Annotated in this window: 17 protein-coding genes; 13 read left to right on the top strand and 4 right to left on the bottom strand. The window is 67.9% G+C overall.

Going from position 1 to position 19,870, the window contains the following annotated elements:
- Positions 1-88 precede the first annotated feature (88 nt).
- From DWF00_RS17915 to DWF00_RS17890, 6 genes are all read left to right on the top strand, one after another.
- Positions 89-3,208, top strand: coding sequence for a DUF2169 family type VI secretion system accessory protein (locus DWF00_RS17915; RefSeq protein WP_181832616.1), 3,120 nt, complete (start codon positions 89-91; stop codon positions 3,206-3,208).
- Positions 3,201-4,274: a pentapeptide repeat-containing protein gene (locus DWF00_RS17910; RefSeq protein WP_181832615.1), complete on the top strand. Its 1,074-nt coding sequence runs from the start codon at positions 3,201-3,203 to the stop codon at positions 4,272-4,274. Before DWF00_RS17915 ends, DWF00_RS17910 begins: the two co-directional genes overlap by 8 nt.
- Positions 4,275-4,310: 36 nt before the next feature.
- Positions 4,311-4,682: a DUF4150 domain-containing protein gene (locus DWF00_RS17905; RefSeq protein WP_210207881.1), complete on the top strand. Its 372-nt coding sequence runs from the start codon at positions 4,311-4,313 to the stop codon at positions 4,680-4,682.
- 31 nt (positions 4,683-4,713) lie between these two features.
- Positions 4,714-5,844 carry a hypothetical protein gene (locus DWF00_RS17900; protein ID WP_114829071.1) on the top strand — a complete coding sequence of 377 codons (1,131 nt, stop codon included), beginning with the start codon at positions 4,714-4,716 and terminating at the stop codon, positions 5,842-5,844.
- A complete protein-coding gene (locus DWF00_RS17895) occupies positions 5,841-6,509 on the top strand; it encodes a DUF3540 domain-containing protein (RefSeq protein WP_114829070.1) in 669 nt (222 codons plus the stop codon). The genes DWF00_RS17900 and DWF00_RS17895 overlap by 4 nt, the downstream gene beginning before the upstream one ends.
- Positions 6,510-6,691: 182 nt before the next feature.
- Positions 6,692-8,482, top strand: coding sequence for a tetratricopeptide repeat protein (locus DWF00_RS17890; RefSeq protein ID WP_181832614.1), 1,791 nt, complete (start codon positions 6,692-6,694; stop codon positions 8,480-8,482).
- A 193-nt stretch (positions 8,483-8,675) separates the two neighbouring features.
- Here the strand turns inward: DWF00_RS17890 and DWF00_RS17885 are convergent, their stop codons facing one another.
- On the bottom strand, positions 8,676-9,842 hold the full coding sequence (locus DWF00_RS17885) for a patatin-like phospholipase family protein (RefSeq protein WP_114829068.1): 1,167 nt from the start codon (positions 9,840-9,842) through the stop codon (positions 8,676-8,678).
- 209 nt (positions 9,843-10,051) lie between these two features.
- On the opposite strand from DWF00_RS17885, the gene DWF00_RS17880 reads away from it, so the two are divergent.
- The 7 genes from DWF00_RS17880 (at position 10,052) to DWF00_RS17850 (ending at position 15,732) form a co-directional block, all read left to right on the top strand.
- Positions 10,052-10,834 (top strand): 3-hydroxybutyrate dehydrogenase, encoded by a 783-nt coding sequence (locus DWF00_RS17880; RefSeq protein WP_114829067.1) that lies wholly within the window; start codon positions 10,052-10,054, stop codon positions 10,832-10,834.
- A gap of 10 nt (positions 10,835-10,844) precedes the next feature.
- A complete protein-coding gene (locus DWF00_RS17875; RefSeq protein ID WP_114829066.1) occupies positions 10,845-11,591 on the top strand; it encodes an acetoacetate decarboxylase in 747 nt (248 codons plus the stop codon).
- A gap of 416 nt (positions 11,592-12,007) precedes the next feature.
- Complete coding sequence (locus tag DWF00_RS17870; RefSeq protein ID WP_114829065.1) at positions 12,008-12,781, top strand: ABC transporter permease; 774 nt, start codon at positions 12,008-12,010, stop codon at positions 12,779-12,781.
- Positions 12,781-13,587, top strand: a complete 807-nt coding sequence (locus DWF00_RS17865) for an ABC transporter permease (RefSeq protein WP_114829064.1) — start codon at positions 12,781-12,783, stop codon at positions 13,585-13,587. The genes DWF00_RS17870 and DWF00_RS17865 overlap by 1 nt, the downstream gene beginning before the upstream one ends.
- Entirely contained in the window at positions 13,584-14,342 is a 759-nt protein-coding gene (locus DWF00_RS17860) for an ABC transporter ATP-binding protein (RefSeq protein WP_114829063.1), read from the top strand. Before DWF00_RS17865 ends, DWF00_RS17860 begins: the two co-directional genes overlap by 4 nt.
- Complete coding sequence (locus tag DWF00_RS17855) at positions 14,339-14,668, top strand: hypothetical protein (protein ID WP_245974039.1); 330 nt, start codon at positions 14,339-14,341, stop codon at positions 14,666-14,668. Before DWF00_RS17860 ends, DWF00_RS17855 begins: the two co-directional genes overlap by 4 nt.
- Before the next feature lie 2 nt (positions 14,669-14,670).
- Complete coding sequence (locus DWF00_RS17850) at positions 14,671-15,732, top strand: ABC transporter substrate-binding protein (RefSeq protein WP_114829062.1); 1,062 nt, start codon at positions 14,671-14,673, stop codon at positions 15,730-15,732.
- 109 nt (positions 15,733-15,841) lie between these two features.
- Here the strand turns inward: DWF00_RS17850 and DWF00_RS17845 are convergent, their stop codons facing one another.
- The 3 genes from DWF00_RS17845 to DWF00_RS17835 all read right to left on the bottom strand — a co-directional run bounded on the left by DWF00_RS17845 (position 15,842) and on the right by DWF00_RS17835 (position 19,805).
- Positions 15,842-17,257 carry a mannose-1-phosphate guanylyltransferase/mannose-6-phosphate isomerase gene (locus DWF00_RS17845; RefSeq protein ID WP_114829061.1) on the bottom strand — a complete coding sequence of 472 codons (1,416 nt, stop codon included), beginning with the start codon at positions 17,255-17,257 and terminating at the stop codon, positions 15,842-15,844.
- The gene (locus tag DWF00_RS17840; RefSeq protein WP_181832613.1) at positions 17,250-18,401 is read right to left on the bottom strand and encodes a glycosyltransferase; all 1,152 of its coding nucleotides are present in this window, start codon (positions 18,399-18,401) and stop codon (positions 17,250-17,252) included. Before DWF00_RS17840 ends, DWF00_RS17845 begins: the two co-directional genes overlap by 8 nt.
- A 216-nt stretch (positions 18,402-18,617) precedes the next feature.
- Positions 18,618-19,805 (bottom strand): glycosyltransferase, encoded by a 1,188-nt coding sequence (locus tag DWF00_RS17835; RefSeq protein ID WP_114829059.1) that lies wholly within the window; start codon positions 19,803-19,805, stop codon positions 18,618-18,620.
- Between the last annotated feature and the right edge of the window lie 65 nt (positions 19,806-19,870).

Genomic DNA, 19,870 nt, shown 5'->3' with positions numbered 1-19,870 from the left:
ACGAGACGGTCGAAATCTCTCGATTTCCGTTGCCGCTCCGGGTTTCGCCTCGCTCATGGCCCTGATCATCAAACCGCGCAGTCTCGGCTTGTTGACCAAGACGGAGCGTCGAGCCGTCGGCGCGAGCTTCATCGTCTCGGCCTTCGGCCTGTTCGACCTCGCCGACCCCGATCCCGACCGGCTCCAGGGCGACCAGGCGATGTGGATGATGGCGGCGAAGGAGCTGCCGCCGGGCGCGGTCTTCGATCTCGGCATGCCCAAGCCGACGGCGGAGGTGCTGGTCGCCGGCCACGCTGCCGCCCCGGGCGGCGCGCCGGTGCAGCGCATGGGCCTCGCCTGGGCGATCGGCAATCTCCAGAAGCAGCTGCTCGTCACCGGCGACCGCGTCTGGCGGATGGCTGGCGCGACGGCGCTGCCGACCGAGCCGGTGCCCTTCGTGCAGATGCCGCTGACGCCCGCCCGCTGCTTCGGCGGCGAGGGCCATGCCGCCAACCCCACAGGCACCGGCTTCCGGGCGCAGGAGCGCCTGATGGCGCGCGAGACGGTCGCGCTGCCCAATATCGAGGTGCCGGAACTCGCCGTCCGCTCGATCGGCGATGCGCCCGCGCCGCCGCGCTTCGGCCCGGTGGCGGTCGATGCCAGGGAACGCCTGCAATATGCCGGCACCTATGACGACCACTGGATCAAGAACCTGGCGCCGGCACTCGCCGATGACGCCGATCCGCGGCTCTTCCTGTTCGCGCCGCCGGACCAGCGCCTGCCGGGCTATCTCGCCGGCGACGAGGGCTACGGCCTGCGCAATTTCGCCGCCGACGCGCCGGAGGTGCAGCGTCATCTGCCCGGCTTCCGCGTGCGCTGCTTCATCGGCTGGACCGATCCGCAGAAGCCGATGGTCGAATTGCCGATGCGGATCGACACGCTCTGGCTCTTCGCCGGCGCCCGCCGCGGCGTCATGGTCTATCGCAGCGCGACGCCGGTCGAGGATATCGAGGCGGCCGATGTCGCCGATGTCATGCTGGCCTATGAGCGGATGACGGATGAGCCGCGCCCGCTCAGCCATTACCTCCAGGTCCGGGCGCTGCGCACCAATCCCGAGACCGCCTATAAATACGCCTTCGCCGAGCATCAGCTCGCGCCTGCCCTGCCGCAGGACGTCCTGGACGCCCGCAACGCCAAGCGGCGGGCGCTGGCGCAGGAGCGCCGCAGCAAGCGCCGCGACGACGCCGAATGGATGGCGCGGCAGGAGCTGGCGCGCTCCGGGGTGCCGAAGGAGCTCTGGCCGGCGATCGAGATCCCCGAGTTCGAGGACGACGACGTGCCGATGCCCTTGCCCGAGGAGATCGCGGGGGGCGAGGTCGATTTCGCCGAGATGCTCGATGCGCTCGAAGCGCTCCAGGCCAAGGCCGAGGCCAAGCTCGACGAAGTCGCCCGGCAGCAGCATCCGGCGCTGGCGGCGATGCAGGAGATCGCCTCGGGCCAGGCCGAGCCCGGCGCGATCGACCAGTTGCTGGCCATGCTCGACATGCCGGAGGTTGCCGGGCAGATCGATGCCGAGATCGCCAAGCTGCCCGGGCCGGGCGAGCTCCCGGCCGTGGCCGAGGCGAGCGCGCCCGAGATGGAGGCGAAGCTCGACAGCCTCGGGAACTGGCGCAAGGCCATGCTGGACGCGGCCGATCCGGAGGTCGATGAGGCAGCGCAACTGGCGCTGGCGCGCGCCCGCTTCCTCGGCCTGCCGGAGGGGCGGCCGCTGGAGCACGTCCGCCGCGAGCTGAGCGGCGACAGGCTGGCGCTGCCCGACTTGCCCGACCTGCCGGACACGGCCATTCCGCCGCAGGCCGAAACCGCCAGTGAATCCTCTCTCGAAGAGGCCCTGCGCATCCTTGAGACGACGCCCTACGCGCCGGTCGAGGCCGCCGAGCAGCTCCGCGCTGCCATGGACGAGGTCGACGCCAAGCTTGGCGCCGCGCTGCCGAACCTCGCCGGCGAAGGCGGTTCGCCGCTGGCGATCCTGGCCGCGGTCCCTGCTTCTTCCGCTCCCAGGCCCGCCACCACCCGGGCCGCGCTCGACGACGCGGCCGCGCAGGTCGCGCAGGGCAGGGCGGAGGTCGAGGCGGGGCTCGACCAGGCCGAGGCCCAGATGGCGGGACCGGTGCTGGAGATGCGGCGGCTTTCGCCCCAGCCGCTGAAGCCCGACACGCCGCTGACGCCCGCGGTCGCCCAGGCCTTCGGCGCGCTCGTTGCCGAGCAGTACCGCGCCGGCATCGTGCTGGCCGGCCGCGACCTCGCCGGGGCCGACCTCTCAGGCATCGACCTCTCCGGCGCCGACCTCTCCGGCGCCCTGCTGGAGAACGCCCGGCTCGACGGCGCGCGCCTCACCGGGGCGAACCTTGCCCGCGCCACCTTGTGCGGCGCCTCGCTAGTCCAGGCCGATCTCAGCGGCTGCGACCTGAGCGAGGCCAATCTCTGCCAGGTCGACGCCCGCGGCGCGCGCTTCGAGGGCAGCCGCATCATCGAGGCCAGCCTGTTCGGCGCGCAATTCGCGCAGGCCGTGTTCGACCAGGCCGAACTGCGCAACCTGACGCTGATGACGGTGCCCTTCACCGCCGCTTCGTTCCGGGGCGCGCGCCTCAGTGACAGCGTCTTCATGCGGACCGATCTCTCCGGGACGAACTGGCAGGGCGCGGCGCTCGAGCGCGTGCATTTCATGGATGTCGACTGCCCCCGCATCGTGATGGCCGGAGCGCAGCTCTTCGAGGTCGGCTTCGTCATGGCCCGGGCGGCCGGGGCCGATTTCAGCGATGCCACCCTCACGAGCGTGCTCTTCGCCGGCGAGGCCGACCTGCGCCAGGCCAGCTTCGCCCGGGTCCGAACCGAGAAGCTCGCCTTCCAGAAAGCCGACCTGAGCGACAGCGACTTCGGCAAGGGCCGTCTCGACGGCGCCTGCTTCGTCGAGACGGTCCTCGCCCGCGCCAACTTCCGCGAGGGCTCGCTGAAGCGGGCGCTGCTCTCGCGCAACGACCTGACCGGCATCGACTTCTTCGCCGCCAACCTGCTCGAGGCGCAGCTGAACCGCGCCGACCTCAGGGGCGCATCGCTGCGCGCGGCCAACCTGTTCGGGGCCGACCTCGCCGATGCCGCGCTGCTGGGCGCGGATTTCAGCCGCGCCAATCTCGGCCGGACCCTTCTTGCGGTGGCGAGCGATGGTTGAAAGCCTGTTCGAGCATCTGAGCCATGACTGGCCCTATCGCGACGGCGTCCTGGACGGCCAGGACCTCTCCGGCGCGACGCTCGCCAAGGGCACGGTGCTGAAGACCTCGTTCCGCGGCAGCTCCTTCGCGGGCGCGCAGATCCGCGACATGAACTTCGTGGACTGCGACTTCACCGGCGCCAGCTTCGACGGCGCGCAGGTCGCCGGCAGCACCTTCATGAACTGCATCGCCGGCGAGACGCTGTGGCGCGAGGCGCAGTTCGAGACGGTCGTCCTCATGGCCTGCGCGCTGGACCGCGCCAATTTCAGCGGCGCTCAGCTCGCCAGGTCGACGCTGATGCGCTGCGGCCTGGCCCAGGCGGTCTTCGCGCAGGCGGGGTTCGAGACCTGCGGCCTGATGGAATGCGGCCTCGATCAGATCGACCTCACGCAGGCGAGCCTGCGCAACACGGCCATCATCAAGGCCGATCTGCGCCGCGCCCTGCTCGACGGGCTCGCCTGCGACACGATCCTCCTGACCGATTGCGACCTGACCGGGCGCGATCTGCGCTCGCTGACGCTGGCGCGCGCGAACCTGTCCAAGGCGATCCTCAACCAGGCCAATCTCTCCGGCGTCGATCTCAGCGGGGCGCTGCTGCTGGAGGCGAGCCTGGTGGGGGCCGATCTCTCCCGCGTGGTCGCGCCCAGCGCGATCTTCGTGAAGGCGGATCTGCGCGGCGCCAACCTGTCGCAGGCGAGTTTGAGCAATGCCGTCTTCCAGGAGGCGGTGCTGGCCGGCGCCAATTTCGACGGCGCCCAGCTCGACATGAGCGTCTTCAGCAGCGCCGACGCGCGCGCCGTCTCGTTTCGCCGCGCCAGGCTCGACTACGCCCTGTTCCATCATGCCGACGTGACCAGCAGCGACTTCAGCGGCGCGCGCTTCCTGCGCACGGACTTCCACTGCGCCACGACCGAGGGCGCGATTTTCGTGGGACAAAGCGGCAGCGCGCTCGAAACCGACATGGCGCGCGCGGTCGGCGAACTCTACGATCCGCGCGTGGTCAAACCTTTCGAGTTACGTAGGTGAGTCATGTTCTGGAATGGTAATGGCCCGATGCCGGGCATGAACTTCGCCTTTCCTGACGTCTGCCTGGTGCCGACGCCGGCCGGGCCGATCCCGACGCCGTTTCCTAACATCGCGCTGACGCCGACCGCGATCCCCAATCAGGTCAAGGTCCTGGCGATGTGCATGCCGACCCATAACGTCATGACCGTCACGCCGCTCTCGAACGGCGACAATCCCGGCGTCGCGATGGGCGTCGCGTCGGGCATGGTGATGGGCCCGGCGACGGCGGCGATGGGTTCGACGAACGTGCTGATCGGCGGGCCGCCGGTCGCCAAGCTGGCAATGCCGGCCAAGCAGAACGGCCTCAGCCCGAATACGGTGGGGATGACCATTGCCCCGTCGCAGATCAAGGTCATGGCCTTACGTTAACCGGCTTTTAATTGCCGACTGGAGCGCCCCGATGTCCGCGACGGAAGATGAGATCATATCAATCGGCTTGCCCTATTTCCGGGTGGTGCAGCCCAAGACCTCGACGGCGGCATTCAGCGAATCGTCCTATCTCCGGCTCGGCAGCTACATCGTCGGCGCGGCCGAAGAGGACAGCCTGCTCACAGGGCTGAAGACGACGACGAGCACCGTGTCGGAGACCAACAAGTCGGCCATCGACCAGGCCGGTGATGCGATCAAGAATGAGAAGGGCGACCCGGCCAAGGACTTCAACGCGACCAGCCAGTCGACGAAAGTCTACACCACCACGCCGAGCGCCCCGATCCTATCCAGCAACAACGGCGCGCTGATCTACACCGACAGCGACCTGCAGATGAACGTCCTCGGCGCGGCGCTGCAGAAATACGGCAAGGGCAACAATGTCGAGGTCACGACGGCGGACGCGGCCTACAACGTCAAGGCCGGCAAATACGACCTTTCGGCGGCCAACGGCGTCTTCATCAAGGGCGGCACCAAGGACGCGCCGGCCAATATCGAGCTGACCGCTGGCGGCTACATCAAGCAGACCGCTTATGGCGACCTCGACGAGGTGACCTACGGCATCACGACGAAGCGCTTCCACGGCATCGCCAACGACTTCTTCATGGGCCTGAAGAACAACTTCTTCTTCGGCCTGGAGACCTCGGTGAAGCTCGCCGGGATGATCTCGATCATCATGAGCGCCGAGGCGTCCTTCAGGCTGTCGACGCGCTTCTCCCTGACCGTGTCCAAGGACCTGAACATCTCGCTCGGCGGCGTGCTGAACATCTTCGTCGGCGAGAAGATGGACATCATCGTCGGCGGCGATCTGAAGGGGGTGATCGGCACCTCGGTGAAGATCGTCATGGGCCCCGACACCAAGATGGCGACCAACGACACCAAGATCCTGACGGCGACCGACATCAAGATGGCGCCGGTGGGCGACCTGAAGAAGGTCGGCGTCAACCTCACGGTCTGCGAGTTCGACCTCAAGGTCGAGATGGCGGCGATCAAGGGCGGCGAGATGGCGGCGCAGAAGAAGACGATGCAGTCGACCGTCACGACCCTCGCGACCGAGTTCGGCTCGGCCTACTTCACCACCAAGACGATCAACATCTACGGATGATGCGCGCGGGCGAAAGCGAGCCGGCGGCTCTGGCAACCCTGGCGGCGCTTGCCGCCGGCGCGCAGCAGCCTTGCTCCCTGGCGGTCGGCCGTGTCCAGCGTTGCGACGAGGACCATGCCGGCCTGACGGTCGAGATCGACGGCCGGGCGCTTCCGGCGCAGGTCGCGGTCGGCTGCCTCGTCCGGCCGATCGAGGACGACCGCGTGCTCGTGGTCGATGGCCCGGCCGGCGCCTTCGTCCTCAGCGTGCTCGAGCGCACCGGGCCGAACTATGCGACGCTGGCCTTGCCCGGCCATGGCAACCTCGCCATCGAAGGCGAAACGCTCTCGCTGACGGCCCGTCAACGCCTGGCGCTGAAGGGCGAGCGGCTCGACCTCCAGGCCAAGGCGCTGAACCTCATCGCCGAGAAGACGACCTGGCTGAGCAAGGCCGTGACGACCATCGCCGAGCGCTGGCGCATTTCGGCCAAATCGCACGAGACCAGCGCCGACATCCTGACCGAGAAGTCGCTCAACCGCATCGCCATCGTCGACCAGATCGACACGCTGCGGGCCGAGACCCGCTCGGTCAAGATCACCGGCGTCGCCAGCGAGACGGCGCAGAGCAAGGTCATCGCAGTCGCCGACGATCTGCGCATGGACGGCAAGCGCATCACCATGGGCTGAGAGACCATTTGCGAATTTGACTGGCGCGGCCGTCTGACGTGGCTGTCTGCGCCTGCGGTGCTTGCGGACATTAGTCCGCTCCGCTCCGGTTCTCGACAGCCACGCCAGCCGACACACGCCAGCGAAGTCTCAAATGGTCTCTGAGGGCTCGCATGAGTCATCGAACAGCGGCAGGATCGCACTTGAACCCGTCTCCATCCTTCCCGGCGGTCACCGTCGCCGACCAGGTCGCCACGGCCCAGGGCTTCGTCGCCGCCGGGCGCTTCGACGAGGCCGAGGCGCTGCTGACGGACCTGCTGCAGCGGCATCCGAACCATGCCGACGGGCTGAACGCGCTCGGCGGCGCCGCGCTCGCCCGCAAGGACCTCCAGCGCGCCCATGCGGTTCTGGCGGCGGCGGCCACCGCCTTCCCCGACCATTTCGGCCTCGTCAACAATCTCGGCATCGCCCACCAGATGGCCGGCAGGCTCGACGACGCGATCCTCTGCTTCGAGCGCGCGGCTGCGCTGGCTCCCGAGCTCGACGCCCCGCTGCAAGCGCTGGCCACCGCCCGCTTCCTGAGCAAGGACTTCGCTGGCGCCGGCGAAGCGGCGGCCCGCATCCTCGCGCGGACGCCCGATGCGGCCGATGCGATCGGCCTGCTCGGCCTGCTCGCGCTGGCCAATAGCGACGGGGAGGAGGCCGAGCGCCTGCTGCGCCGGGCACTAGTGCTCAAGCCCGGCGATGCCGCCAGCCTGCGCGCGCTCTCGCTCTGCTGCTTCGAGCGCGGCGGCTTCGAGGAGGCGCTCAGCCTGGCCGAGCGCGCGCGCCTGGTGGCGCCGCTCGATGTCGACGTGCTCGAACACCTGGCGCGCTGCCAGGCGGGCATCGGCGACTATCGGCAGGCGGCGGCGACCTGCCGCAAGCTGCTCGCCTTCGCGCCGAACCATCTCGGCATTCGCGAGACCCTGGCCCGCATCCTGATCCTGACCGGCGAGACCGATGCTGGCATCGCCGAGATGAGCCGCGTGGTGAAGGCCAATCCGGGCTCGGCCGAGAGCCTGCTCGTGCTGGCGGCGACGCTGCGCTTCGCCGGACGCGCCGAGCAGGCGCTGCCCTTCCTTACACATGCCTTGAAGGTCGATCCGGGCAATGCGAATGCGCTCCGCCTCGAATCCGAGATCGCGCTGGCGCTCGGCAGGTTTCCGCCGCGCGCCGTAGCCGAGCAGCCGGTTTCGCCGCGCGTCTTCGTGCCGCCGATGCTGATGGCGTCCGAATTCGTCCTCTTCGCCCGCTTCCTGCCGCGGCTGGCGCGAGAAGGACGGCCTGTCGAACTGATCGCCGACGAGCGCTTCCTGCCGCTGGCCGGCCATCTCTCCGCGCCGATCGCGCGCGCTGCGCCCGCGCCCGACGAACTCGCCATCGCGCTGCCGGCGCTGATGCGCTGCTTCGACCTCGACGCGGCCACTATCGGGGCGGGCGTTCCCTACATGCAGCCGGATCCGGCGCTCGACCGGCGCTGGCGCCAGGCGTTCGAGGAGTATCCGCGCCCCTGGATCGGCGTGATCTGGGAGGGCCAGGCCGCCGGCCTTTCGATGGCGCAGCTACGCGCCGCCATGCCGGCTTCGGGCACGGCGATCAGCCTGATGACCGGCCAGTCGCGCCACGACCTCGCCGCTTGGCCGGAGGCGATCGACGCGGGCCGCCACATGGACGATTTCGGCCAGATGATCGCCGCGATCGCCAATCTCGACATCGTCGTCGGGCCGGACGTGCTGGCGCTGCACCTTGCCGGTGCGCTCGGGCGCGCCGGACTGGTCGCGGTGCCGACCGGCTATCCCTGGTACTGGGCGGCGCGGGCCGGGCGCTCGCTCTGGTATCCGAGCGTGGATGTCCTGGCGCAGGCCCGGCCGGGCGACTGGTCTGGCGTGATCGCGGGTTTGCGCGAGCGGCTGTCGCGGGGCTCCGAGGCTGAGAGCAAGCTCACGAACTGAGCCGCGTTCTTCCTTCTCCCCCTGCGGGAGAAGGTGGCTCGGCGAAGCCGAGACGGATGAGGGGTCGCGCGACGACTGCAACATCGCGTGTGGCATTCTCTGTCATCGGAAAGCGCAGCGCGACCCCTCATCCGGCGCTGCGCGCCACCTTCTCCCGCAAGGGGGAGAAGGGGAGGCGCGCGCTCGCCAGCCCTCAGCGGCGCTCGAAGTCGCGGTGCACGTCGTGGGCGACGATGCCGGCGCCGTCCGGCGGGATCGTCAGCCAGTCCTTGCGGGTCAGCGTCTGCCTGGTGTCCTCGTAGCCGGAATGCCAGTGCTCGGTCATCGACGTCCGCGAGAACTCGTAGTCCTTGGCGTGGCCCTCGTAGGATTTCTGCTGGTAGATCAGCTGGAGGATGGTGTGCTCCGGCATGCGCGCGAGATCGTCGCGCAGCTTGCGCTCGTCCTCGGTCAGGTCGCCGTCGGGGATCTTGGTCAGGGCCTGGTGCGTCTTCTTCTTCCAGTTCTGCAGCAGCTGGAACAGGTCGGTGGTGAGGCGGGTGCGCGAGGAGTACATGATGTCCTTGTGCCGGCCCATCACGTCCTGGAGCGTGCGCGGCAGCGGCCCGCGCGCCGAGAACAGGTCGACCTGGAAGATCAGCGAGTTCAGCGTGTCCTCCTGCGCCAGCAGATGCTGCAGCGGCGTGTTGGAGACGATGCCGCCATCCCAGTAATGGTCGGTGCCGATCTGCACGGTCGGGAAGGCCGGCGGCAGGGCGCCCGACGCCATGACGTGCTCGGGCAGGATGGTCTCGTGCATGTTGTCGAAGTAGACGAAGTTGCCCGAGATCGCGTTGACCGCGCCGACTGAGAAATGCACCGCCTTGGTGTTGATCAGGTCGAAGTCGCACAGCTCCAGCAAGGTGTCGCGCAGCGCCGCGGTGTCGTAGAAGCTGGTCGCGTCGTTGGAGCCGGCGAAGGCGACCCAGGGATTGGTGCGGCGCGGCTCGAAGAAGCCGGGCTGGCCGAGCATCATCGTCGCCATCGCGCTGGTCGCGTTGCGCGCCTGGCGGAAGATGTCGCCCTCCGGCGTGAACCACCAGACCTTGCGGTCGGTGATGCGGTCCCAGAACGCCTGCAGCCGCTCCAGCCGGCGCTCGCGCGGGTTGCCGGCGATGATGGCGGAGTTGATCGCGCCGATCGAGACGCCCGAGACCCAGTCCGGCTCGATGTCGGCCTCGTGCAGCGCCTGATACACCCCGGCCTGGTAGGCGCCGAGCGCGCCGCCGCCTTGCAGCACCAGGGCGACGCGGTCGCAGCGGTCGGGGCGCCAGCCGAGATAGCGGCTGCCGGACAGGGAGGCGGTGGAGGGAGCATTCATGACGCAAGTATCCCTGAGTTGACGCGCTGCAACAAAGAACATTGCTGAGGACTGCGAGGTGACACCCGTGTGACGCAAGTAGTAGGCGCTGCGACTGTCATCTTAACGTCAGACAAGCTTCATCGCTGCGTCAGCTTGCTCTTCCACGCCAGAAGGCATGGTTTTTGCGGCGCACACAAGTGGCGCCGCGCCACATGAAGGAGAGCAGCATGCTGAAGGGCAAGACGGCCGTCGTCACGGGCTCGACTTCGGGCATAGGGCTCGCCATCGCCCGCGCCTATGCGGCGCAGGGCGCCAACATCGTCATCAACGGCTTCGGCGCGCCCGATGACATCGAGAAGGAGCGCGCCGGCATCGAGGCCGAATTCGGCGTGCAGGCCCGCTACTCCGCCGCCGACATGGCCCATGGCGGCGCCATCGCGGTGATGATCGCCGAGGCCGAGGCCGAGTTCGGCTCCGTCGACGTTCTCGTCAACAATGCCGGCATCCAGTTCGTCTCGCCGATCGAGGAGTTCCCGATCGAGAAGTGGGACGCGATCATCGCGATCAACCTCTCGGCCGCCTTCCATGCCACCCGCGCCGCGCTGCCAGGCATGAAGCAGCGCAAATGGGGCCGCATCATCAACACGGCCTCGGCCCACGCGCTGGTCGCCTCGCCGTTCAAGTCGGCCTATGTCGCCGCCAAGCATGGCATCGCCGGCCTGACCAAGACGGTCGCGCTCGAGGCCGCCACCTTCGGCGTCACCGTCAACGCGATCTGCCCCGGCTATGTCTGGACCCCCCTGGTCGAGAAGCAGATCCCGGACACGATGGCGGCGCGCGGCCTGACCCGCGAGCAGGTCATCAACGACGTGCTGCTCGAGGCCCAGCCGACCAAGCAATTCGTCACCAGCGAGGAAGTGGCCGATCTCGCCGTCTTCCTCGCCTCCGACTCGGCCAAGTCGATCACCGGCGTCATCCTGCCGATCGACGGTGGCTGGACCGCGCACTGAGGATCCGACCATGAACCGCCAGCAGATCCTCGACCTGCCCTCGATGCCGCTTGCCGGCCCGAGCTACCCGGCCGGCCCGTACCGCTTCGTCAACCGCGAATACATGATCATCAGCTACGAGACCGATCCGGAGCTGATCCGCCACCACCTGCCCGAGCCGCTGATGCCGCTCGACCAGCCGATCGTCCACTACGAATGGATCAAGATGCCGGATTCCTCTGGCTTCGGGAACTACACCGAGACCGGCATCGTCATCCCCTGCAAGTTCGGCGACGAGGAGGTCAGCTTCGTCTCGCAGATGTACCTGGACATCGAGCCGCCGATCTCGGCCGGCCGCGAAATCTGGGGCTTTCCGAAGAAATACGCCCATCCCAAGCTCGAACTGGTCAAGGACACCCTGACCGGCACGCTTGAATATGCCGGCCAGCAGGTCGCCATGGGCACGATGGGCTACAAGCACGAGAGCCTGGCCGGCAACGGCGTCAAGACCACCGCGATCCTGACCAAGACCCAGGTCAACCTGAAGATCATCCCGGGCGTCGATGGCGAGCCGGAGATCTGCCAGCTCGTCGCGCTCAACCTGACCGACATCACGGTGAAGGGCTCCTGGATCGGCCCCGGCCGGCTCCATCTGGTGCCGCATGTCAACGCGCCCGTAGCCGACCTGCCGGTGCGCAAGGTCATCGGCGCGCACCACTTCATCGCCGACCTGACCTTGCCCTTCGGCCGCAAGATCCACGACTACATGAAGCCCTGAGCGCCCTTCATCGCGGCGCCGCGGACGATCCGGCCCTCGCTCCCGAAAGGAGGCGAGGGCTGAGGCTTGCGTGGGGCTGGAGGGCCGCCTCGGCGACGTGGCTGACGCAACGTGATTCGCGCGCGGGCGCCCCTGCATACTGGATATCTCGGAGCCCGCCGGGCCGCCTGCGCTGCGGCAAATCCCTCCACGGCAGCGATTAACGGAAAAATATCACAAACCCGCGTAACCGACGCATCTTGTATACATCTTCCCTTGCCGTAACGGGCTCCGGGCGATAGTCGTTGCGGCGCCGTAACGCGACGTCCGCGGACCCGCTCGCTCGGGTCAGCCTTCAAGAGACGCGTTCGAGGAGGCCGCCGCGTTTGCCGGCGGAGAGGTTCGCCCATGCCGGGCGGATCCGAGTGGGGAGTTCGATGGGGCGTAGCAGTCGCATTCTCGAGACGATGAAGTTCATCGCTCCGCTGGCGTTTCTGGTCGTCGTCTGGGCGATCGTCGTTCCCGTTTTCCAGGTCAACCCGCAGATCTTCCCGAGCGTCCCGGCCGTCTTCCGCGCCGGCCTCGACAGCATCCTCAACGGCACCCTGATCGTCCATGTCGGCGCCAGCATGGGCCGCGTCATCCTCGGCACCGTGCTCGCCGTCCTCGTCGCCGTGCCGCTCGGCATCCTGATGGGCATCAGCAAGGGCGTCTCGGACTTCCTGACCCCGCTGCTGCGCTTCTTCTCGGTGCTCGCCGGCATCGCCTGGATCCCGCTGGCGACGCTCTGGTTCGGCTATGGCTTCGGCGCCATCATCTTCGTCATCTTCAACGGCGTCTTCTTCATCGTCGTCTACAACACGCTGCTCGGCGTCTCGACGATCCCGCTGTCGCTGCGCAACGCCGCCGCCTCGCTCGGGGCCGGGCCCTGGGCGCTGTTCACCGAGGTGCTGCTGCCGGGCGCGCTGCCCAACATCGTCACTGGCATCCGTACCGGCCTCGGCTTCGCCTGGCGCGGGCTGATCGCGGCCGAGATGATCGCCACCAACGTAGGCCTCGGCTACATGCTCTTCGTCGCCCGCGACTTCTACCAGACCGAGGTCATCGTCTTCGGCATGATCGTCATCGGCGTGCTCTGGCTGCTGATCGACCGGCTCGTGCTCGCCCCGCTCGAACGCGCCACCGTCGAACGCTGGGGCCTGGTGCGCTGATGAACGCTCTTCTCCCGCTCTGGGCCTTCTGGGCCCGCGCCACCAAGCAGTTTCCGGTGCTGCAGACGCTGGCGCCGTTCGTGCCGGTCGTCCTGCTCTGGCAGGCCGTCGCGAGCTGGGGGCCGTTTCCGCCGGCCTTCTTCCCTTCGCCGATGGACGTCGTCCGCAATTTCCAGATGCTGATGTACAAGGGCATCCTGCCGGAATATCTCGGCGACAGCGTCGCGCGCCTCGCGGCCGGCGCGGCTGTGGGCATGGCGATCGGCATCCCGCTCGGCCTGCTGATCGGCCTCAGCAAGCGCGCCTATGCCGCGCTCTGGCCGATCGTGCTGTTCTTCCAGGCCATCGGCGACATCGCCTGGCTGCCGATCCTGATCATCTGGTTCGGCTTCGGCCTGACCACGATGGCCTTCGTCATCGTCTACACCGTGGTCTTCCCGGTGATCTTCAACACGGTGCTCGGCGTGCGCTCGGTCAAGACCGACCTCTACCGCGCCGCGCAGAGCCTCGGCGCCCCGCCATGGCGCATCCTGTTCGAGGTCGTCATTCCCGGCGCGCTGCCCAACATCATCACCGGCCTGCGCAACGGGCTCGGCTATGGCTGGCGCGCCCTGATCGCGGCCGAGATGATCGTCGGCACCAGCGGCATCGGCTTCATGATGTTCGATGCGCGCCGGGCCGGCTCCGTGACTGAAATCGTGCTGGGCATGATCGTGCTCGGCATCCTCTGGTACATCGTCGATGCCTGGGTGCTCGCGCCGATCGAGCGCGCCACCGGCCGGCGCTGGGGACTGGTGACACAGTGAAGAATCTCAGCCTGAAATCGCTGTCGAAGACCTATTTCGACCCCTATGCCGGCAGCCACTACACGGCGCTGCACGACATCACGCTCGACGTTCCCGCCGGCGAGTTCGTCTCCGTCGTCGGCCCGTCGGGCTGCGGCAAGTCGACCATCCTGAACATGGTCGCCGGCTTCATCCCGCATTCCGGCGGCGAGATCCTGGTCGGCGGCCAGCCGGTCAAGGGCCCCGGCCCGGATCGCGGCGTCGTCTTCCAGTCCTTCGCGCTCTTCCCTTGGAAGACGGTGCTGGAGAATGTCGGCTTCGGCCCGAAGATGCGCGGCGTGCCCAAGGCCGAGCGCGACGAGATCGCCCGCGAATACCTCGCCATGGCGGGCCTCTCGCACGCGGCCGACCGCTATCCGAACGAGCTGTCGGGCGGCATGCAGCAGCGCGTCGGCGTCGTCCGCGCGCTCGCCAACAAGCCCGACGTGCTTCTGATGGACGAGCCCTTCGCCAGCGTCGACGCGCAGACGCGCATGACCCTGCAGGAAGAGCTGACCCGGATCTGGGAAGAGCGCCGGCCGACCGTGCTCTTCATCACCCATGACGTGCCCGAGGCCGTGTTCCTGGCCAACCGCGTCGTCGTGCTCTCCAAGGGCCATGTCCTGGCCGATGTCCCGGTGCCGCTGGCGCGCCCGCGCGTCTGGGACAAGCTGGTCGAGGACGAGGAGTTCAAGGACCTCTCGAACAAGGTCCTGGCGCTGGTGAGGTCGGCATGAACGTGCTGCGCGCCGCGCTGGGCAACCGGCGGGGCCTGATCCTGCTGGTCTGCCTCATCGCCTGGCTCGCCTGGCAGGCCTTCCTGTTCATTGCCGCGCCCGGAAAGATCGCCGAGGGCTTTCCGGATCGCCAGCGCGTCAACGCGCTGATCACGCTGCCCTTCACGCCCGAGCGCTTCCACATCCTGGTTTTCCAGCGCTACGGCCGCGTCTCCGGCACGGACGGCAACAGCGTCGAGTTGCGCAACATCGACAAGGGCCAGCTTGGGGCAATCGCCCGGTATTATTGGGTCCAGCGGATCGAACCTTTGCAGCAGGGAGGCTAGGAATGATCACACGCAGAACGGTACTCGCAGCAGGCGCGGTGCTTGCGGCGCCTCACATCGCCCGGGCGCAGACGCTCGTGAAGATGAAGGCCGGCATGGTCACCGGCATCGACCAGATCGGCCTGCCGATCGCGCTCGAGCGCGGCTTCTTCGAGAAATGGGGCCTCGACGTCGACATTGCCCGCCCGTACGCGACCGGCGTCGACGCGCTGAACGCGCTCCAGGCCGGCGAGAGCAACATCGTGCAGGTCGGCGTTCCCATGATCGGCGCCGTGCTGCGCGGCATGGACCTCGTCGCGCTCGCCAACTACTCCGGCAACGCCACGACCCGCGGCTCGGACGCCACCATGGCGCTGATCGCGCGCTCGGATGCCGGCATCGCCAAGGGCGACCTCGCCGCCCTGAAGGGCAAGAAGATCGCCGCCTCCTTCGGCACGATCAACCACCTCTACATCCTCGCTCTGATCGAGAAGGGCGGGCTGACGCCGGCCGACGTGACGCTGGTCAACACCCCGCCGCCGGACATGACGGTGGCGCTGCTCGCCAAGGGCATCGACGCCTTCGTCGGCTGGGACCCCTGGCCGGTCGTGGCGCTGAAGGACGTTCCCGGCGCGATCGAGGTCATCCGCGGCGGCGGCGTCATCTCCTATGTCGGCTACAATGTCGGCCTGCGCCCCTGGGTGGCGGCCAACGGCCCGATCATCGAAAAGTTCCTCGCCGCGCTGTCCGAGGGCGACCAGTGGATGCGCAAGGATCCGAAGCGGGCCGCCCAGGTGGCGACGCGCTGGATTCCGGGCCTGAAGCAGGACGTCGCCGAAGCCTCGATGGAGTTCAACATCCAGCAGGCCGACCGCCGCCTCTCGGCCAATAACTACCGGGCGCTCTGGGCGGCGGAGGACCGGCTCAACCGCCTCGGCTTCATCAAGGACACGTTCGACGTCAACAAGCACTTCGAGCCGAAGCACATGCTCAAGGTGATGGCCGACAATCCCGCCCTGTTCAGCGACCTGCCGCCGATCCCGGCCGATGTCGCGATCGGGCCTGGCTTCACCTTCAAGCCCTGATCGCCAGGGCCATGACGAGACAAGCAGCGGCCGGTGTTCCGGCCGCTGTTTTCGTTTCGATCAGCGCTCGAAGCCCATTTCGATGGCGAGATGGCCGGCCGCTCAGGGCTCAGGTCCGGTTGTAGACGTCCTCGTAGCGGACGATGTCGTCCTCGCCGAGATAGGAGCCCGACTGGACCTCGATCAGCTCGAGCGGAATCTGCCCGGGATTCTCCATCCGGTGCACGGCGCCGAGCGGAATGTAGACCGACTGGTTCTCGCCGATCAGGTGCACCTTCTCATCGACGGTGATGCGCGCCGTACCTGATACCACGACCCAGTGCTCGGCCCGGTGGAAATGGCTCTGCAGCGAGAGCTTGCCACCCGGCTGCACCGTGATGCGCTTGACCTGGTAGCGCGTGCCGCGGTCGATCTGCTCGTAATCGCCCCAGGGCCGGTAGTTGCGCAGGTGCTCGATGGTTTCCTTGCGCCCCGCCGCGGTCAGCCGGGCGACGAGCTTCTTCACGTCCTCCGATTTCGACTTGTTCACGACGAGCACGGAATCGCGCGTGGTGACGACGACGACGTCGTCGAGGCCGACGACCGCCGTCAGCAGGTGCGGCGAGTAGATATAGGAATCGCGCGAGCCCTCGAACACGGCGTCGCCCTGCGCGGCGTTGCCGTCGCCATCCTTGTCCGCCAATTCCCAGACCGCCGCCCAGGAGCCGATATCCGACCAGGCGAAGTCGGACGGGATGACGGCCGCGAGCGTGGTCTTCTCCATCACCGCGTAGTCGACCGAGGTCGCGCGCGCCTTGGCGAAGGCCTCCGGGTCGAGGCGCAGAAAGTCGAGATCGCGCTTGGCGCTGCCGACCGAGGCGGTGACGTTGGCGTGAAGCTCAGGCTCCAGCCCGGCGAGCTCATCGAGGAACACCCGCGCCGAGAACAGGAAGTTGCCGGAGTTCCAGAGATAGCCCTCGGCCACGTAGCGCTCCGCCGTCGCGGCATCCGGCTTCTCGACGAAGGCCGCGATCGCATGGGCGCGCGCGACGCCGTCGAGCGCCGGGCCGGGGCGAATATAACCGTAGCCGGTCGCAGGGCCGGTCGGCTTGACGCCGAAGGTGACGATCCTGCCGGCCGCAGCGGCGACCTGGCCCGCCTGCACGTCGGTCATGAACTTGGCGACGTCCGGGATCGCATGGTCGGCGGCCAGGACCAGCATCAGCGCGTTCGGGTTCTGCGCGGCGACATAGGCTGCTGCCGCGGCGATCGCCGCGCAGCTGTCGCGGCGCATCGGCTCCAGGATGATCTCGCCCTTCGAGCCGAGCGCGCGCACCTGCTCGGCCACCAGGAAGCGGTAGTCGTTGCCGGTGACGATGACCGGCGGCGCAAAGCCGTCCCCGGTGACGCGGGCGAGCGTTTCCTGCAGGAGCGACCGCCCGCCGCCGAAGGCGAAAAGCTGCTTCGGATAGGTCTCGCGCGAGGCGGGCCACAGCCGGGAACCGGCGCCGCCGCAGAGAACGACCGGGACAATCAAATCAGTCACGTACCAACCTCACGCATTCGTCGACGAAACGTCGCATGGAACGTTCGTCGAGCTGCTGCCTGACCCCGGCGCATAGAGCGTCATAGAGCCCGGGTTCAAGGATAATTCGCTCTACGGCCGCAGCCAATGCCTGCGCCGAGGTTTCCGTGGCAACGAGGCCGTCGACCCCGTGCGTGACCTGCTCGGGCAAACCGCCGACCGGGGTCGTAACCACCGGTAGGCCGGCGCCGAAAGCAGCCGCGATGACGCCGGATTGGCTCGCCTCGACATGCGATACGATCATCAGATCGTATCGTTCGAGCGCCGAGCCGATTTCCTCGTCGGTCAGCCAGCGGTTCACGACCTCGACGCCGAGCGCCGTCACGTGCCGGCCCCTGGGCCCGATCTCCCCCTCGCCGAATACGCCCGCCTCGACGGCGTACCCCTTCGCGCGCAGGGTTTCCACCATGTCGAGGAAGAGCGGCAGGCCCTTATAGGGCATGATGCGGCCGAGAAAGAGCAGGCGCAGCGGCTGGCCCGCCCCTCTCGCGCCGCGCTTGCGTGCATTATGGTAGGACAGGATGGGGTGGAACAACGTGACGAGCCGGCGCTGATCGAGCTTGCGCAAGGTCTTGAGATGGGTCGCGACCGACGTGCTGAGCGTGATGACGGTGTCGGCCTGGCCCAGCGCCAGGTCGGTCACGCCCTTGACGAGGCTTGTCGAATCCCCCGGGTGCGCTTCCGCGTCATGCGCGACGGCCAGGTACTTCGCCCCGGCCTTGTGGACATAGCGCGCCAGGGCGGCAGACCAGACATGCGGCATCAGGTCGATGACCGCAGAGATGCGGCGCGCCTTGATCTCGGCGGCAAGACGCCGGCCGATGAGCGGGATGCGCCAGGCCGAGAGCAGCGCCCCGCTATGGTTGCGGAACGTGTCGATGCCGACGAGTTCGGCGCCGAATGCGGAATAGAGGTCGAAGTTCTCGTTCTGCCTGGAGATGCAGACGCTGGCCCGCAGGCCCGGTACGCCGGCCGCGGCCTGCATCGCTTCGAGCGTGAAGCGGGACATCGCGCCGCGCCGTCCGAGGTAGAGCAGCAGAATCCGCGCTTCCGACTGCCCGGAAGGGTCATCGCGCAATTCCAGCTTGCTCTTGTGTGCGCCCATCTGGCTTGGCCCCGAAGGTGTTGGACCGACTTGCTCGCCGTTTCTTGTTTGAAGCGGGTCACCGCGGGGCATGTTGCCGGTGGCCGCTGTTCAGCGATATCGGTGGCTTGATGCCGATGGCGCCATTCGGTCGTAGCGCGTTGTCGCCTCATCGCCAAGTCCCCGCCCGCCGGCCCCCTTTGGAACGGCGAAGGGACGCTGGTTCGAGGGCGGAGGCTAGTTCCGATCGAGGATCGCCTTGATCCGTTCGACGTGGCGCGCCGGATCGAAGAAGTTGCGCGCCTTCTCGATGCCGGCTGCGCCCAGCCGCCGACGCAGCCCTGCATCGGCGCGCAAGGCCCGCAGTGCGGCCGCTGCCTCCTCGACAGCGGGATCGGCCCAGGCCGCGTCTGCCGGGTTCTTCCAGCGGATGCCGGCGCCGCCATAGTTCCTTTGCGGGTCTTCGATCGGGATCAGCTTGAAGCCGATCGGGATTCCCGCATCCGAGGTGAAGAAATCGGTGTTCCCGGACCAGTTGGTGGCAATGACCGGAATCTCCCGCATCATCGCTTCGGCGATCGTGAGGCCGAGCCCCTCGGCGCGGTGGAGCGACATCACGACGTCGGCCCGCTGGTAGAGTGCGTCGACGCCGGCATCGTCGAGCACGTCGCTGTTCATCACGATGTTGGACGCGCCAGCGGCGGCAAGCTGCATCTGGCGAACGCCTTCGGGCCAGGCCGCGCCGTTGAGGTACTTGACGATGAGCAGCGCCCCAGGATCGTCGCCGAAGGCCTGGCGGAAGGCCGCGATCGAGGCGCAGGGGTTCTTGCGCGCAAAATTCGAGGCGATGTTGAAGGCGACGAGAACGGTGAACGGTCCGCCGCCAGCGTCTTTCGCGTGGTGAACCGCGTGCGGCTCCAGCGGATAGGACACCAGATGGACCGGCCTGTCCCCGACCATCGGCCGGACCGCGTCGGCGACGAAGCGGGTGCTGGCGCATACGCCGTGCAGGAAGGGGAGCGCGGGGCGCCAATCCTCCGGGAGAGCCGGCAATTCCCAGAACCAATGCGCCAGGATCCGCTTGTTGCGAACGAAGCGCTTGCCGAGAACCGCGATCACGCGCGGAACGACCGGCCCGCTGACATGGAGGATGACGGTTCCCTCGCCGAGGAGTTCGCTGCCATCCTCGAAGTCGAAGCCGGAATAGTTGGCCTCGTGCAGGAGCAGGCTGGTGATGTCGATGCCGTAGACCTTCAGGCCCGCCGCCTTCAGGGCGTCATGGGATTTGCGCGCCGCATCCCCCAGCCCGGAGGCCTGCCGCAGCATGCCGACGATGACGATCGGCTGCTTCGCCTTGGCGCGCGGCGTAATGGACGGGGCCTGCCACGCGGAGATGCGGGCGAATGCGAACCGGCGCGCCGCCACGGGGAGCCGACGCCAGACATGTTGGTGAATAAACCGGAGAACGGGATTTCGCACGGAAAGCTATT

Source organism: Allobosea caraganae, from assembly GCF_003351345.1.
Lineage (GTDB): Bacteria > Pseudomonadota > Alphaproteobacteria > Rhizobiales > Beijerinckiaceae > Allobosea > Allobosea caraganae.
The sequence above is the reverse complement of the archived record's forward strand: the minus strand, read 5'-3'. Positions and strand labels throughout refer to the sequence as shown.